The organism is Lentibacillus persicus, from assembly GCF_900112705.1.
In the GTDB taxonomy this organism is placed as follows: Bacteria; Bacillota; Bacilli; order Bacillales; family Amphibacillaceae; genus Lentibacillus; species Lentibacillus persicus.
The window spans coordinates 43424-60016 of record NZ_FOMR01000003.1; the positions used below are offsets into that span (position 1 = coordinate 43424).

The 16593-nt window shown below is 44.7% G+C and carries 13 protein-coding genes and 2 riboswitches; of the genes, 4 read left to right on the forward strand and 9 right to left on the reverse strand.

The features are described from left to right. Positions 1-52: 52 nt before the first annotated feature. Positions 53-1327, forward strand: a complete 1275-nt coding sequence (locus BMZ22_RS04630; protein ID WP_090082221.1) for a hypothetical protein — start codon at positions 53-55, stop codon at positions 1325-1327. A gap of 156 nt (positions 1328-1483) precedes the next feature. Here BMZ22_RS04630 and BMZ22_RS04635 read toward each other — a convergent pair whose 3' ends face one another. From BMZ22_RS04635 to BMZ22_RS04645, 3 genes are read right to left on the reverse strand one after another with little or no spacing between them, the layout of a single operon-like run. Continuing rightward, positions 1484-2527 (reverse strand): ribonucleotide-diphosphate reductase subunit beta, encoded by a 1044-nt coding sequence (locus BMZ22_RS04635; RefSeq protein ID WP_090082223.1) that lies wholly within the window; start codon positions 2525-2527, stop codon positions 1484-1486. Beyond that, positions 2508-2942 carry a flavodoxin gene (locus BMZ22_RS04640; RefSeq protein ID WP_090082225.1) on the reverse strand — a complete coding sequence of 145 codons (435 nt, stop codon included), beginning with the start codon at positions 2940-2942 and terminating at the stop codon, positions 2508-2510. Before BMZ22_RS04640 ends, BMZ22_RS04635 begins: the two co-directional genes overlap by 20 nt. Continuing rightward, positions 2939-5149, reverse strand: a complete 2211-nt coding sequence (locus BMZ22_RS04645; RefSeq protein ID WP_090082227.1) for a ribonucleoside-diphosphate reductase subunit alpha — start codon at positions 5147-5149, stop codon at positions 2939-2941. Before BMZ22_RS04645 ends, BMZ22_RS04640 begins: the two co-directional genes overlap by 4 nt. Before the next feature lie 115 nt (positions 5150-5264). Further along, positions 5265-5456, reverse strand: a riboswitch (cobalamin riboswitch). A gap of 174 nt (positions 5457-5630) precedes the next feature. Continuing rightward, positions 5631-5809: riboswitch (Lysine riboswitch) on the forward strand. 112 nt (positions 5810-5921) lie between these two features. Between BMZ22_RS04645 and dapA the strand changes: the two genes are divergently transcribed. The 3 genes from dapA to BMZ22_RS04660 all read left to right on the forward strand — a co-directional run bounded on the left by dapA (position 5922) and on the right by BMZ22_RS04660 (position 10126). After that, complete coding sequence (gene dapA / locus BMZ22_RS04650) at positions 5922-6809, forward strand: 4-hydroxy-tetrahydrodipicolinate synthase (protein ID WP_090083122.1); 888 nt, start codon at positions 5922-5924, stop codon at positions 6807-6809. Positions 6810-7048: 239 nt separating this feature from the next. After that, a complete protein-coding gene (locus BMZ22_RS04655; RefSeq protein ID WP_090082230.1) occupies positions 7049-8668 on the forward strand; it encodes a BCCT family transporter in 1620 nt (539 codons plus the stop codon). Positions 8669-8713: 45 nt separating this feature from the next. Next, positions 8714-10126 carry a Na+/H+ antiporter NhaC family protein gene (locus BMZ22_RS04660; protein ID WP_090082234.1) on the forward strand — a complete coding sequence of 471 codons (1413 nt, stop codon included), beginning with the start codon at positions 8714-8716 and terminating at the stop codon, positions 10124-10126. A 27-nt stretch (positions 10127-10153) separates the two neighbouring features. On the opposite strand, the gene BMZ22_RS04665 is transcribed toward BMZ22_RS04660, so the two are convergent. The 6 genes from BMZ22_RS04665 to BMZ22_RS04690 all read right to left on the reverse strand — a co-directional run bounded on the left by BMZ22_RS04665 (position 10154) and on the right by BMZ22_RS04690 (position 16501). Beyond that, complete coding sequence (locus tag BMZ22_RS04665) at positions 10154-10807, reverse strand: DUF421 domain-containing protein (RefSeq protein WP_090082238.1); 654 nt, start codon at positions 10805-10807, stop codon at positions 10154-10156. A gap of 99 nt (positions 10808-10906) precedes the next feature. Next, positions 10907-11464: a hypothetical protein gene (locus BMZ22_RS04670; protein WP_090082241.1), complete on the reverse strand. Its 558-nt coding sequence runs from the start codon at positions 11462-11464 to the stop codon at positions 10907-10909. A 9-nt stretch (positions 11465-11473) separates the two neighbouring features. Further along, complete coding sequence (locus BMZ22_RS04675; protein WP_090082246.1) at positions 11474-12646, reverse strand: ParM/StbA family protein; 1173 nt, start codon at positions 12644-12646, stop codon at positions 11474-11476. Between the two features lie 337 nt (positions 12647-12983). Next, positions 12984-14054: a dual-specificity RNA methyltransferase RlmN gene (rlmN, locus tag BMZ22_RS04680; RefSeq protein WP_090082250.1), complete on the reverse strand. Its 1071-nt coding sequence runs from the start codon at positions 14052-14054 to the stop codon at positions 12984-12986. A 156-nt stretch (positions 14055-14210) separates the two neighbouring features. Next, positions 14211-15914, reverse strand: a complete 1704-nt coding sequence (locus tag BMZ22_RS04685; RefSeq protein WP_090082253.1) for a GMC family oxidoreductase N-terminal domain-containing protein — start codon at positions 15912-15914, stop codon at positions 14211-14213. Continuing rightward, positions 15911-16501, reverse strand: a complete 591-nt coding sequence (locus BMZ22_RS04690) for a hypothetical protein (RefSeq protein ID WP_090082254.1) — start codon at positions 16499-16501, stop codon at positions 15911-15913. The genes BMZ22_RS04685 and BMZ22_RS04690 overlap by 4 nt, the downstream gene beginning before the upstream one ends. Positions 16502-16593 lie beyond the last annotated feature (92 nt).

The window sequence follows — 16593 nt, forward strand, 5'->3', positions numbered from 1 at the left end:
TAATAGAATGAGAATGTTATAGTTGATATAAAGTTGAAAGGGGGAGTCAAACATGTCCGAAGAATTACAGAATGTTTTTGATACGGTTCAAGAAAAGTTGGGCTTAACCAACCACAAACTCGAACGACATCATTTTTTTCGGGAAAAAAACCATTTTAACGAAACGATATATCTCGTAAGTATGGAATGGTTTTCCGATGATAGCGAGGAGGCTGAAAATGGCTATAATCCAGCAGGTACCGCTGTTGTGGACATTAATTTCCATACCAGCGCCATAAGACGGATTGTTTTTGTGAACGGTGCTAACAGTGCTGACCATACGCTTTATCCGAATGCAGCCACCAAGGAAGATGTTATTGACTGGATTGAAGATATCACCGGTCTGACGTTTGGCCGGCAGTTTCTGATTGCCGAGGAACAAGATTATAAAATGGCGTTCCGGGCTGCAGTCGACAATATTCCGGTGTCGCCAAGTGGCTTCATAAACGTTGAATTCAATGATGATGGTGTGCTGACACTATTTTCGATTGACGGTGAATTCCCGAATGAAGCACAGATTGAATGGGAGCCATTTGCCCTGACACCAGATAAATATGAACCCGTTGCAAAGAAGCAGTGCCACCTGCTCACGTTTCCCGATCAGGAAGCGAAAAAGTGGAAGCCAATATACGGCATGGAGGAAGTTTTTTTGACAAATGATGCAGCTCGGACGATTCCAATGACGCTTGGTGATGGCCGCAGTTCTTTTATTGCGAGGGATAAAGTGTTGGCATGGGAAGCACCACTCGAGGGCAGGTTTGAACAAAAGGAAATCGACTTTTCTCCCGAAGTTACGTTTGAAACGGTGCGTGCAAATCAACCGCATCCGGACACGCTTTCATTGACTGAAGATGAAGTGACAGCGAGTGAAGATGAGGTTTTGCGCTTTATGCGGCTCGTTTATCCGAACGAGAACGGCAAGCGGAGACTTACCGGACTTTACCTGAAGGACGGTTATATTGCGGCGGAAATTAAACCCGCTCAGGACGAGTGGAAAAATGCGCTTGATATAAAAATAAAGCTGCTCATTGAGCGGGATACACTGACCGCGGTAAATTATTTTGATCAGGACAGGCTGTTTGAAGCGTTCAGTCATTTTGGAGAAGCTGAGGAGGCCGTTGTGGCGCATGAAGATGCGTTTAATAAGCTGCTCGGCTATTTGAAGGTTGAGCCGGTGTATGTCTATGACAGCAAGCGCGGCAAGTATATTATGTGCGGTAAACTGGACTGCGATTATGGCGTGAATGCAGTAACCGGTGAGGTTGTAAAGTTGAATGAAATGTTTTAATTTAGCCGGTGCGCTCAAGTTGCGCCCCGGCTAATATTATCGGGTCTAATATGTGAACTTCGGGATTTTTGCTGTAAACTTCGGGGAACTTATACAAAACTTCGGGATATTCATTGTGAACTTCGGGGAAAACATGTCGAAGTTCGGAATCTTAGATCATAAATCATCAAATCCGTTCAGATCGCTCGTTTTTGTATATTGCCTTGATTTTTGTTCAAAAAAGTCCGTCTTGGTGCTGTCAAAATTATCCGCATATGCCCGAATCCATTTCATCGGATTTTCTGTATGAGCTGGATAAATCTCACTCAGGCCCATCATCCGCAGCATTTTATTGGCACGATATTTGACGTAACCGGCCATTTCATCAAGGTCAATTCCGTCAATTTCAGCGAGGACGTAGCGGGACCATTCGATTTCCAACTCGACCGATTCACGAAAACTGGCGTAAACCCACTCAGAAAAATCCGACGTATTCTGTTCCGGGTTTTCATGCAATACTGCCCGGAATAATTCAGCAATAAACCGTCCGTGTTCGAGTTCGTCCCGGTTAATATAACTGATCATGGTCGATGTGCCGACCATCTTATTTTGCCGTGCAAGATGATAGAAAAACGCGAACCCCGAATAGAAAAACATCCCTTCCAATAGCGCAGTATAGACACACGTCTTCAATACATTTTCGATTGTCGGCTTCTCAACAAACGCATTGTATTGCTGCATGATCGTCTCGTTTCGTTTCAGCAACACCGGATCTGTACGCCCAAGTTGAAACGATGCGTTCTGCTCATCAAGCGAGACAACGGATGACAAAACATACGAATAGCTTTCATTGTGCACCGCTTCCTGTTGCGCGATAACTGCCATAATCGATTGGACGGATGGGTCGGTCGCATATAACGACAAAAGCAGCGCCGTCCGTGTTTGTGGTGCATCCAATGTTGACAGGAGACCGATGATTTTCAAATAAGCATCCTGCTCCTCATCAGTCAGAGAAGAAAATTGCCGCAAATCGTCATTCATATTAATCTCATCGGCCTGCCAGTAATTACCGAGCAGCCGTTTATACATTTTATACCAGTGCGGATAAGCGATGTCATTCCAATTCAGGATACCGCTCGACTTTCCGCCGAAAAGGGCTGTCGATTTATTGGGATTCATCGGTTCAAGTGTTTTGGCTCGATCAAGCAAAACTTCTGACATCATAAAGCACTCCTTCCAGCCATTCTTGTATCAATTGTTCCTGAGACCCGCGCGGTGACTGTTCAATTTTCAAACACGGCCAGCGGCTTTTATAAAAGTGAGCGAGTTTTTCGGCTGCCTTGCAATAAAGCGCCTCACCGCCGAATTGCGTGTCACCGGTGCCAAAAACCGCAACATTCGATGGTTTATAACCGACTTCCAGCACAAAATCCTTTACTTCATCCGGTGTCGCACCCCGGTCCCATGTAAACGTTCCGATAAAAATTAAATCGTATCGGGACACATCAACCGGAGCGTCTATGCCGATCCGGTGCATATATACTTCAGAGCCGTCTGCAGCCAGATAATCGGCCACTGACTCAGCCGCTTCCTTTGTATTGCCACTGTACGATAAATAAGCAATCAAACATCTCAACTTTCACACCACTCACATTCTTCGACATCGTTAGCTGTTGACCGGACATAATACGTTGTTTTGAGACCCTCTTTCCAAGCCTGGAGATGCAATTCAAGAAGGACGGAAGCTTTAATCGTATTCGGCACATAAAAATTGAACGAAATGCTCTGGTCGATATGTTTTTGCCGGGCTGCATTCTGTCTGACCGACCAACGCTGATCGAGTATATATGCCGAGCGCCGGTAGACCTCATAAGTGTTATGGTCGAGCTCGGGGGCTGTCACAGCAATCTTAAAATCCTTTTTTTCTTCAAAATAAAACGGTTTAAATACCGGATCGATACTCGCGGTCGAGCCGGCGATCATCGATGTTGATGAGTTTGGCGCAACAGCCATCAAGTAACCGTTGCGGATGCCGTTTTCCGTAACCTCACGCTGCAGCGCGCTCCAGTTCGCATCGGTATAGCCTTTATCAGTGAAATACCGGCCCTTCTGCCATTTACTGCCTGAAAATGCCGGATAACTGCCTTTTTCCACACTTAGTTCCATACTCGCTTTTATCGTTAAATAAGCAATTTTTTCATACAGTTCATCTGCAAAGTCGACTGCTGCCTCAGACTCCCAGGCGATATTTTCTTTTGCCAGCAGATGGTGCCAGCCGAATGTTCCCAAACCAATGGCACGGTACTTTTGATTCGTTAATTGGGTTTGCTTCAGCGGCAATGTGTTAATATCAATCACATTATCGAGCATGCGGACTTGAATGTTGATTAAACGTTCCAAAACTTGTTCCGGCACAGCCCGCCCAAGATTGATGGAACTCAAGTTGCAGACAACATAGTCACCGGGCTTATACTTTTTAACAAGTGTGCCATCAGCTTCAGTCATCTCTTCCAAAAATTCTGTCGGTGACTGGTTCTGCGTGATTTCGGTGCACAGATTAGAACAATAAATCATGCCTTCGTGCGGGTTAGTGTTCTGCCGGTTTACTTCATCCCGGTAAAACATAAATGGTGTGCCCGCCTCCAGTTGCGATTTCATAATGCGCTTCATTAAGTCAATCGCCGGTACAGCTCGTTTGGACAACTTATCCGATTCGACGCATTCCAAGTAGCGCTCCCGCCAGGACCCGTCACCGCTTGTTTCATCGTAAAAATCCTCAAGCGAATAGCCCATTACCTCACGCACTTCATGCGGATCAAACAAATACCAGTCGCCGCGCTTTTCGACCTGTTCCATGAAATAATCAGGAACCGAGACACCTGTGAAGATATCGTGCGCCCGCAGCCGTTCATCACCATTATTCAGCTTCAAATCGAGAAACGCCTCGATATCGGCATGCCATATATCCAAATAGACAGCGATCGCACCTTTGCGCGTTCCAAGTTGATCAACACTGACTGCCGTGTTATTCAGCTGCTTAATCCACGGGACGACACCACTGGACATGCCTTTAAATCCCTTAATCGAACTGCCGCGGCTGCGTATTTTGCCCATGTAAACACCAATCCCGCCGCCATTTTTTGAAAGCCTCGCAATATCCGTATTGCTGTCATAAATCGACTGCAGGCTGTCATCAACCGTATCGATAAAACAGCTCGATAACTGGCCGTGTGTTTTACCCGCATTGGTGAGCGTTGGTGTCGCCACCGTCATATATAAATTACTGAGCGCCCAGTATGCTTCAGCAACATACTGACTGCGGTACTGCCTGTCTTCCTTTTGCATAAGATGCATTGCTATAATCATCCAACGCTCCTGGGGCAACTCAAATGTATTGTTATCATGGTCAGCGGCCAAATAACGTGTTGCCATCGTGTAAATGCCAAGATAATTAAACAATAAATCCCGCTTTGGCTCGATTAGTTCAGCAAAATAATCCACCTCCTGTTTGCTGTATGTCGTCAGCAGATGGTCTGAATAAATCCCTTTATCCGTGAGCATCGAGATTAGCTCGTAAAAGTCGCCATATTTCTCATTTTTATCAAACCCGCGATTCGCTGCAGCCTTCTTATACAAGTTTTGCAGATACAGTCGGCTGGCAACGAACGTCCAGTCCGGGTTTGCTTCATCGATATTTTCCAGCGCCCGTTTTATCATGTGATCGTTGCCGACTGTGTTGGTTTTTTTTGATACGTTTTCTATAAATGCTTCCCGGGTGATGCTCAGTCCTTCTGTTACGTGCTCCGCTAATTGGGCCAATTCGTCATTCACTGCTGTCGTCATTTTATTGCCTCCTTAAAATCATATAAAAAAACCGCTCACCCTGAGGATGAACGGTCATAAAACGACAGAAATATGTATGTTCCTATCGTTTTACCACCGCTTTCCCCGAGGGTCGAAAAACATCCGAACTAAGGCAGGTCTCCTGACTCGTGCTTCTATCTACTGGGGCCCTTCCCATATTGCTGCCGTAAAGCCTGCAATACAGTGGTCAGCCTGTTCGTCCACACTTACAGTTGCGGGGACAGTTCCGGATTTTCACCGGATTCCCTATTATGACTGGTTTGTCACCTTAGAACGCGAACACTAGATATAGTGCAATTATAAATTTTTGTTAATATATATTGTGTTTTAACCTTAACAAAGAATTATAATCATTGCAATGTATTTCGTGCAAGTTAAAATAAATCATCGATGTCTTGAATTTTAAAGATTGATATGTTATGTTAAGGATAATTATATATTTTCTTACTTCAAACCATTGAAGTGAGGTAGAGGTGCGAAAACCATTAGTATGCACGCCGAGGATGATGAGGTCCGAAGACGCTGTGGAAAGGGGAATTCGCCGAAACTTGGGAGAAACTCATATTCTCCGGGTTGGTTCTGGTATTGAATAAATACAGAACTGTCATATAGGCAACTATATGGAGGGCTATCTTGTGCTAAGAAACGAACGATTCGTTTCCCACGCAACAGCGACCCCTCGTTGTTGTTTTTTTATGGCAATAATGAGGAAATAGCCCCTTTTAAAATTTTAAAAAAGGGTGTGGTTATGATGAATTTTGGACAGGTATTAACAGCAATGGTGACGCCATTCGATCAAAATGGCGGTATCGATTTTAATCAAACGCGGACACTGATTAATTATTTAATCGCAAACGGCTCTGATGGTATCGTCGTTGCAGGAACAACTGGCGAATCGCCAGCACTCTCAGACAGTCAAAAGTTGGAATTGTTCCGATTCACTGCCAACATTGCAGATGGACGCGTCCCTATTATTGCAGGAACGGGATCGAACAACACGCGGGCTTCCATTCAACTGACACAGCAGGCAGAACAGACCGGTGTCGATGCCATCATGCTGACAACACCGTACTATAACAAACCTTCCCAGGAAGGATTATATGAGCACTATAAAGCAATTGCACATGCAACATCGCTGCCTGTGATGCTCTATAACATCCCGGGCAGAAGTGCTGTTGCGATTGCACCGGAAACGATTATTCGCCTTTCCGAAATCAACAATATCGTCTCAGTCAAAGAAGCAAGTGGCGACCTTGATGCCATGGCGGAGATTATTCAAAAAACGCCTGAGGATTTCACACTTTACAGCGGCGATGACAGTCTGGCACTGCCCGTGATGGCCATCGGCGGAAACGGCGTGATTTCAGTCGCTGCTCATGTCCTTGGAAATGAGATGCAAGAAATGGCAACGCAATTTAAGCAGGGCAATGTGCAGGAAGCCGCAGTTATTCATCAAACAATACTTCCAGTCATGAAAGCTTTGTTTAAGCAGCCGAGCCCATCTCCGGTTAAAGCTGCCTTAAATATGATGGGCATTCACGTTGGCGACGCCCAGTTGCCAATGCTGCCACTGACTGATGATGAAAAGCAGCAACTAAGGCAAATGCTGCCGGCCACTAAAATTACTGAAGCAGGCTGAGTATTATAAACCCGCTGTCACGAACATTAAAGCATGTTCGTGACAGCGGGTTTTTTATGTTATCAGAGCCTTTTGAGTCAATAGCCTACCTGAATTGAGCGGGACTTCTGACAATTTGGGCGAAGTCACCCTCAAAACGTTCCCGCGATCACTCTAAGTGCAATATTTCGATGAACATATGAAATTCATGAATAGCCTTTCAGCTTCAAGAAAAGCTATCGGTAGAAAGGGTGAAATTCATGAACAAAGATTTGATTGATTGGCCGACATTTATTGGTGCTTTATTTTTGCTCCTTGCCGTTTCCATTCCGTTAGCGGTTTTCCCTGAGACCGGAAAGGAATTCGTCAATATGGCAAATGATTTTATGACCGGCAATTTTGGCGTCCTTTACTTAATCTTTGGGCTCGCTGCTTTTGCCTTTTTGATCTTTGTTGCCTTCAGTAAGAATGGGCATATTAAGCTTGGTGATAAAGATGAGGAAAAAGAATTCGGCACCGTGTCATGGGCTGCCATGCTTTTCGCTGCAGGCATTGGGTCGAGTATTCTTTACTGGGGGATGATCGAATGGGCCTATTACTACCAGGGCCCGCCGTTCGGTATTGAAGGTGAAACAACGGAAGCAATGCAATGGGCATCTGCATACGGTATCTTTCATTGGGGTCCTATTGCCTGGGCAATATATACATTACCGGCACTTCCTATCGCATACTTCTATTATGTCAGGAAAAAACCTGTGCTGAAAATAAGCGAAGCTGTCAGACCCGTACTCGGCCGGCTGGTTGATACACCATTGGGCGTTCTCATTGATGTCCTGTTCATGTTTGGCCTGATGGGCGGCGCCGGAACAACATTGGCGCTTGGAACACCGATGATTGCAGAAGGCGTGAATGATATAACAGGATTGCCGCCAAATCTGGCAACCAAGACTGTCATTATGCTGTTATGTACCAGTATTTTTGCGGTCAGTGCATACTCAGGGCTTCGGCGGGGCATTAGAGTGCTGAGTGACTTTAATCTTTTGCTCGCAATTTTTGTACTCGCCTTTATTTTTATATTCGGGCCGACGCTATTTATCAGCGAAACGACATTTACAAGTATCGGACTGATTATTGACAACTTTTTTAAGATGGCGACATGGCTTGAACCACTCGCAAATGTCGGCGGTTTTACGGAAACAAGTTTTCCTGAAGCATGGACCGTATTCTATTGGGCATGGTGGCTTGTTTACGCACCATTTGTCGGATTGTTTGTCGCCCGTATTTCGCGGGGACGGACCATTCAGGAAATGATTTTCGGTACAATGATTTACGGTACGATCGGCTGTATCTTGTTCTTTGGGATAATGGGAAACTTCGGACTTCATCTGCAGCTCACCGGAAGCTTTGATGTCATCGGAGTTATGAACGAAAATGGAGCGCCTGCTGCCATCATCGCCATATTGAATCAATTGCCAATGGCGTGGATGATGGTGACTGTTTTTACGGTTCTGGCGATTATTTTCCTTGCGACAACATTCGACTCATCTTCCTATATTCTGTCAGCCGTTGTACAAAAGAAAATTAAAGGCGAACCATTGCGCTGGAACCGTCTGTTCTGGGCCTTCACTCTATGCCTGATGCCGCTTGTATTGATGTTCGTGGGTGACTTGCAGACATTGCAGACCGCCAGCATCGTCGCCGGGTTTCCGGTTTTATTTATTATGTTGCTTCTGGCCTGGTCGTTCATGCGAGCATCCAATGAAGATATCCGGGCAACGAATGACTACTCACCACCGACGATTCATATTAATCAGCAAACGAAGCGAAAAAAACGACGGTCCGCACTGGAAGTCCTGGAGGATAAGAACCTTGATGATTAAGTTATTTTGCGGATCAACCTCTTCATCTGAAAGGAGACCCGTGTAATGGCTTGGCTTTCCTTAATTCCATTTATAATTGTCATCGGCCTGTCGGTCTGGCTAAAAAAAATTTTGCCCGGGCTTGTGCTCGGGCTTCTCGCCGGCGGTATTTTAACTGAATTTAGTGTGCTGAGCGGCACACAGGAATCCGTCCGTTATATTGTCACGACGCTATCAGATGCTAATAACATTAAAATTGTCGCTTTTCTTTATCTATTCGGCGGTCTGATTGGCATGATGAACATATCCGGTGGCATTAAAGGGTTTTCTGAATGGATCGGAGACAAGATTGACTCCCAGCGGGGGCTGCTAAGTTTAATATGGCTGACCCTGCCGTTCACTTTTATGATGCCTATGTTCAGAATCATGATGATCGGACCTGTTGTAAAATCACTCATGAAGGATATGACTATATCCAAGCGCAAAGTAGGCTTTACCATGGATGTCTCAACAAGTTCAGTCATTGTGCTTCTGCCCGTTGCGACAGCATTTGTCGGTTTTATGGTATCACTTGTCGAAAGCGGGGTCCAAAAATATAACCTTGACGTGGACCCTTATCATATTTTTTTACTCAGCATTCTGTTTAATTTCTTTGCGATAGTCATGCTGATCATTGGACTCATTCGTACGTTCTGGTCTCGCGGCGATAAAGAACGGGTGAATAAAAAGACGGCGAACGACCAGAATGACCATGATTATCACCGGGCGGGAATTGAAAAGGAATTATCGATGGTTAAAGCGCAGCCATGGAACTTGATTGTGCCACTTTTTTTGCTGCTTGGACTGACATTATTTCTTTTATGGCAGGATGGAAAAGCAAATGGGGCAGACACCTTCTTCCAGGCATTTTCTGAGGGGGATGCGACATTTGTGATGCTTCTCGGCGTTTTTATAACATTGATACTGACATTTATCTTTTATATGGTCCGAAAGCAGTCGATGTCTGAGACGATTTATCATTTTTATGACGGCGGCAATCAGCTCATGCAGGCAATTGTGTTGTTGATTCTCGTCTGGGCTTTATCCCTCGTGACAGAAGATCTCGGTTTTTCGCAATTTATAAATGCAACACTCGGATCCTTTCTGCCTGGTTTCACTATACCGGCGATCGTCTTTCTCCTCGGTGCGGTCGTCAGTTATTTTATCGGTTCATCGTGGGGGACGTGGGGGATTATCATGCCATTAGGAATGGCTCTGGCAATCTCAACCGATGCATCGATTCCGCTTACGGTAGGGGCTGTATTTGCCAGCGGATCGTTTGGCGCGATGACCTCTCCGCTCGGCGATACAACGATTACAACGGCTTCAATACTCGAGATGCCGCTTGTCGATTATGCACGTTATAAGTTGAAGATTTGTTCGATTGGGGCTGGCATTGCCGTTGTCGTTTATGTCGCTGCAGGATTCTTTCTGGGATAAGCTTTAACACCATTAAAAACCCCGCCATTACTGTAAATGTTTTGGCGAGGGGGGGTCTTGATTTTTTTGATCAAGTTCCTTAAACATATCTTTTTTTGTCTGCATCTCAGCAATTTGATTATTAAGATCATTAAGTCTGGCTCTAAGCTGGTTAAGCTGCGAGTTGGTGTTAAGCAGGCTCAAAATTTCTTGAACATCTGACGAAAGCTGATTAAATTCCTTTCGTGTCACTGGCTGGGCATCATTTTTGAGACTGAAACCAACCTGCCCGTTCGGTTCGAGTGTAGCCCATTCCACATCATCGATTTTTTTAACATTTTTCATCCGCAAATTCATTTCAAGTTGATCGACGGTCATCCGGAGTTTTTTCATATTCTTTTCATGGAGAGACCCATTTTCAATTAATACTTTTGATTTACCGGTAATGATTTTTTCAAAAATATTTCCTTTTACTTGAACATATTCCATAACAAATAAGGTTGCAATCAAAATAGCTCCAACGCCTATTGTGACCCAGATGTTTTCACCGGCAATCGGCTGAATCAGCAATGAACCGATTCCAATCATTATGACGGTTTGCGGGAGTGTCATCTGTGAAATGGACTTCCTGCCTGCCATTCTTAAAAGAAACGTGCCCGCTATTACAATCAGGACCGCTTTCCACATCCAATCAAATTCCATACTACCGACCTCCTATGGATAGTTTGATTGGAAACCGGCATCTTATGCATCTGTTCAAGCAAAAAAACTGCCCTGAAAATCGTTCAGGACAGCTATGCTTTACTTATTCATTTTGGAAAAGAAATCTGCGAGCGGATCTTCTTCAGGCTCCTCTTCTTCTGTGTCATCCGCTCCATGCAGGTCATCAAGCTGATCAAGGTCCACAGCGTCCAGATCAGAGACATTGCCTGTGGTGCTTTCTGCCGGCGGAATAGTTTCAGCAGGCGGTTCCTCTTCCAAAGCGGATTCTTCTGCCGCCGCAACTTCCGGGATCGGCTGATTGCCATTTAATGTTGACATAATCGATGTCGCCCGCATCGGATCCTGCAGCAGCTGGTACAAAATGTTTCCAATCAGCGCTTCCGAATGCTCGTGTTTAAGCCAATTTTTCTGTTCTTTCGTCAACTGACGCGGAAGCGGGATGGTTACCGTTTCGCGTTCACGTGTGAATGTTTCATTAACACCTTTTAAGACATACTGCGCAATTTGACTGGAAAAATTACGGCGTTCTGTTTCTTTTAGCTTTTGGAGCTGTTTTAATAAATAATCAGGTGTATCAGACGGGACTCGGAACGTTATCGACTGTCCGCGTTCGATCGGCTTCTTAGACCCTTGCATTATATCACCTTACTTTTTTTCAGTTGTGGCTTTTTCCTTTGTTTCAGCCGGTGTATTTTTCTTAACGTAATCCATGATCAATTTGTAGTACGCGTTGGCCATCATCCAAATACTTTCATTTTCGTCTTCAAAGAAATCAATATTAAAGCCATCCAATTTGTTGTTCAAGGATTTAATATAATCTTTCAGCACAGCGGAGCCACCGCCGACAAAGTAGCAAATTTCCGATTGAGAATTCTTTTGCCACACGTTGCGGAGATTGCGATATTCTTTCTTTGCTAATTCAAGTAAAATCCGATCCGTAATATCATGGATATTCGTTCTGCTTCCTTTCACCATAATATGGTGGCGATCATTCTTACGGGTAATGATATCTACCACATCACGCCGGCTGTCTAACTCCACGCCATGGCGGGTCCTGATCTCATCACGAATTTCCTCGAGTGATTCGGCGACACCAAGCGGGAATCCTTGAGCTTTATCGTCATCAACCGTTCTGTTGCGAATAACAGCGATATCTGTTGAAAGACCGCCTATGTCTTGAATCAGAATTTGTTTATCGATGAGTTCCTTATTAATAACGTTCAAATCGTTGTCCATAATTAGATTGACATACGCCGCAAAACCTTCCGGGTACACTTTAACTTCATCAAATTTAATATTTACTTTAATACCCTGGTATTGCGGTGTTACCAAAAACTCCACCTGATGGACGTTGCCGAGCAACTGGGAGCGGTAGCCGACATCTTTTCCTTCTTTCACTTCTCTGAGTGGAAGGCCAGTCCCAAGCGTGTAATTCGCATCGATTGTATCGTTTTTTCCGGATTTAAATGATTTACTGCTGACAGCATCGAGCGCGATTGAGGCAAACAGCATGACCAGTGTCTGGTCTTCTTCAGACTTGCTGCTGCCCTGATCAAGTTCGGTTGAATTGTTCGTTTTCGTTGCCAAAGTCCCGACACGGTAAACCGCATTATTTTCTTCCAGGGCAGGGGAGTGCACCTTTATATGCAAATTATCAAGCGGGTCTTTTTCATCGAGGTCTTCAATACCGATGACCGGTCTGTCCTCCATGTCACGCGCTATAACATTTGGTATGTAATAGGCATTTTCCATTTTTCCAAAGTTTGCTTTTACAGCATCGTTCCCCACATCAACCGCAGCAATTCGTGAATCTTTCATTTAAGATTCTCCTTCCATAAAATAAAGTGTATTAATTGAAGCATTCTAAACTCTCATCTGTTAATCTAGTTCGGCTATATTAATAGAATAATCTTTTTCATGCTATAACGCAATAAGACTATTTTCGTATTCTTTTACGTATACATGTATACAGTTTATGCACACATTATCATAGCACTGTGTACACGTTTTTGTTTACATGAATACGCAATTGCAAACAGTATGTGTACTTTTTGTTTACATGTTTACATATTTGTAATCAATTACGTTTATTGAATTTATAGAATATTAATCCAAAAAAATACGCCCTCCGAGAGGACGTATCTGTTGATATTAACTAGCCAGCTGTTGTTTCTTTTTTAACTTGTTTACTTCGCAGTTGTCCGCATGCAGCATCGATGTCCGCACCATTTTCCCAGCGGACACCGCAATTAAGTCCATTTTCTTTAAGCGTTTCATAAAAAGCCTGTATCGTTGATGAATCACTGCGCTGATACTGATCATGCTCACTGACTGTATTGTATGGAATCAAATTCACATAGGATAAATGCCGTTTATCGGACAAAAGTTCAATAAGCTCTTCAGCATCTTCCTTATGGTCATTGACCCCTTTAAGCATAATATATTCATACGTAATTCGCCGATTCACCCGTTCCAAATAGTAATCAACAGCTTTCATCAGCTTTTCAATCGGGAAAGCGCGATTAATCTTCATAATCGATGTCCGCAGCTCATTATTCGGTGCATGCAATGAAATAGCCAGATTCACCTGTGTACCTGTATCAGCCCATTCATAGATTTTATGCGCCAAACCACTCGTTGATACAGTGATGTGACGGGCGCCGATATTCAGACCCGCGTCATGGTTAACAACATTTATAAAACCCATCAGGTTATTAAAGTTATCGAACGGTTCACCAATCCCCATCACAACGATATGACTCACGCGCTCGTCCTGATCTTTTATATCCATATCTTTCTGCACATTCATGATCTGTTCGACAATTTCACCGCTGGTCAAATCACGATTTTTCCTGAGCAGCCCGCTCGCACAAAACGAACAGCCTATATTGCAGCCAACCTGGGTTGTCACACAAACCGATAGGCCATAATTGAACCGCATCAGGACTGTCTCAACCAAGTTCCCGTCCGACAGTCTGAACAAATATTTAATTGTTCCGTCTTCTGATTCCTGCCTCAGTTCCTCTTTAGTCGTATGAAGAACAAAATTATCTTCGAGCAGCGCGATCGTTTCCTTGTTCACATTACGCATATCAGTAAATTTATTGATACGCTTTTTATAGAGCCAATTCCATACCTGATCAGCGCGAAAACGGCGCTGGCCGTGATTTGTCAGCCAATCCTGCAGTGCTTCATATGTCAATCCGTAAATGGATTTCTTGCTCATATATATCCCTCATTTCAACACATTCCAGTATTATATTGTACTATAATACGGCATGCGTGGCAATGTGGCAAATAGAAAAGATCAAATAGAAAGGCATCACTGCAGATAATGGCTTAAAACAAATTCACGGCGTTTTAGCTTTAAGCGATGAATAACTTAAAAATACTTGTTAGCCAATCGTTCTGCTGTCCTTGCTGCAAGCGCTTGCGTTGTCAACGTTGGATTTGGCCCCCCAAGCGCATTATAATCAGCACTGTTGTCAGCTACATACAGCCGTTTCACCTGATACGCTTCACAAGATGTATCAACGACATACCCCATCCGCATCGTGCTTTGCAGGTGGATATAGTAATTCGGTGGAAGGTCTTTCCGATGGACTGTCTCGGCCCCCGCCTGCCGCAATATGTCCGTGGCAATTCCAACTAATTGCTCCCGTCTCTTTTTTGACTTTTTGGTCGGCATATAATGAACGCGAGGGACCGCACCATGTTCATCTTTGATATGCGGATCCAGTTCAACCCTGTTGTGAAACGCCACCTCATCACCCGTAATAGCTGAGAGTGTGAGTGTTTTGTCATAGTCTGCCATAGCTTTTTCGAGTTCAGCCCCAACGAGTCGTCCACGCTGTTCCCACTTATCGGATTCCGGCTGACGGAGGCTGTTATAGCCATATTGACTGAAACCAAACAGTTGCTGTGCTGACATACCGGGGCTTTCCCCAATATTTTCAATCATGCCGAGGCCAGGATAATCGAGTCGTGCTCCAGAGGTGTGCCCGATATATGGGTTCGTTGATGGACTGCCTAAAATCGCCATTAATGTCGCTTCATCAAATGTACCTGTCACCATATCCATATAATGATTGGTTAAACCACGCCCAACCCACGGGTTATACGGCAAATCAGAGTTCAGCCAAAGACGAGGTGTTTCCACACAGCCAGCTGCCATCACAACGGCTTTCGCACGTAATTCTTCCATTTCCCCTGTCCACGTATCCCTTACCCGGACCCCCGTTGCCTGTTGATTTCCATTTGAATTATACTCAGTTAATACCGCCGTTACAAACGTATTCGGTCTGATCGTCACATTTCCGGTCGCCAACGCCATTGGGACATAGCTGACCGTGGTTGAACGTTTCGCCATTTTTTCAAGCGATGGTCCGTACGGGCAGCCCTGGCAGCAATGGCCGCTTAACGTACAGCCTTCCATATGACTTAATTCTTCTAATGAATAGTTTGGATCCATTAAATGCTCATTTGGCGGTAAGATAGCATTCGGCTGTGGACGATAGCCGCTGCTTGTGACATCCAATGTGCGATTCTGTGAAAAACCGGCCTGTTCCGCCCCATAATAAAAAAGCGCCTCCTTCGTTGTGGTTGGGGCAAATTCAACCGGCAATGCTGCTTCCACTTTTTCATAATACGGAATGAGTTCATCATAACTAATTGGCCATTCGGCGATTGACTCAGGAAAAGCACGTAACGAATTCGCATAATAGTGCTGGGTAGATCCCCCAACCCCTGAACTCTGCCATAACAACGCCCGATCAGGGATATTACGATACCACGGTGCGCGCCTTCTATCAGCCGCACCCCAACGAAATTTGCCGCTGACCTGATCATCCATATCATTTTCGAGCCGTGTCAATTGCCGGCGGTAGAGTGAGCCATCCAAATCGCCCGGGTCAGAGCTTTCTTTTGCCTTACCTCGGTTTTCATTTGGGGCTGGCCATTTTTTATTGCCGTACCACGGCCCGGCTTCAAGCACGAGTACCCTTATGCCCGATTCACCTAACTCTTTAGCAATAACAGGGCCGCCTGCACCAGCACCAATCACAATTACATCAGGATCTGTCTTCATGTCTTCACCTCTGCCATTGTTAGTAAAAAGCCCCGGAAATCGCGATAACCGAGCGACACTCCAGGATAGCCAACCAGCTGCCAGCTCAGAGGGAAAAATTCAAGACGGCGGTCATCCGGCGGCCTTAGACGTGTAGAACCATAAGCCGGCCATTCTGAATAAAAACCAAACAACGAAAACCGATTTAAAGCATCCGTTACGTATTTGATCATTCCGGCATTATTTTGATAAGGGGATGGTAACAAGAATAGGTCGATTTCGAGATTCTCCAGAGCCGATAATGTTCGAATTCGATCTGCCTGGGAAAGGCGCGAAAACATGCCTCCGTGAGGAAAACTATTTTGCGGAAAAGCTTGTGCTTGATGAGCATTTATAAGCTGTGCTGCGGCGGCATCCAACATCATAGCGGTGGGATAAGCGAGAGGGACGACGTGATGATACAACTGCTGCTGAATCGAAATGTTGTGGTCTAAAGCATAGATAATGTATTCATGAACCCCCATGTCGGTATTGCTGAAAGGAAGTCCATAGGCGGGTTTCACGGATGGCAATAAAGCATCTGTAAGCGCCTGAAAAGTTGCTTGCACATATTCCTGCGGCTGGGTACAAACACTGATGGCATTTCACCTCTTTCTTGTTTTTCCAATCTATTGTATTGTTTTTCTCCATTTTTTATGAC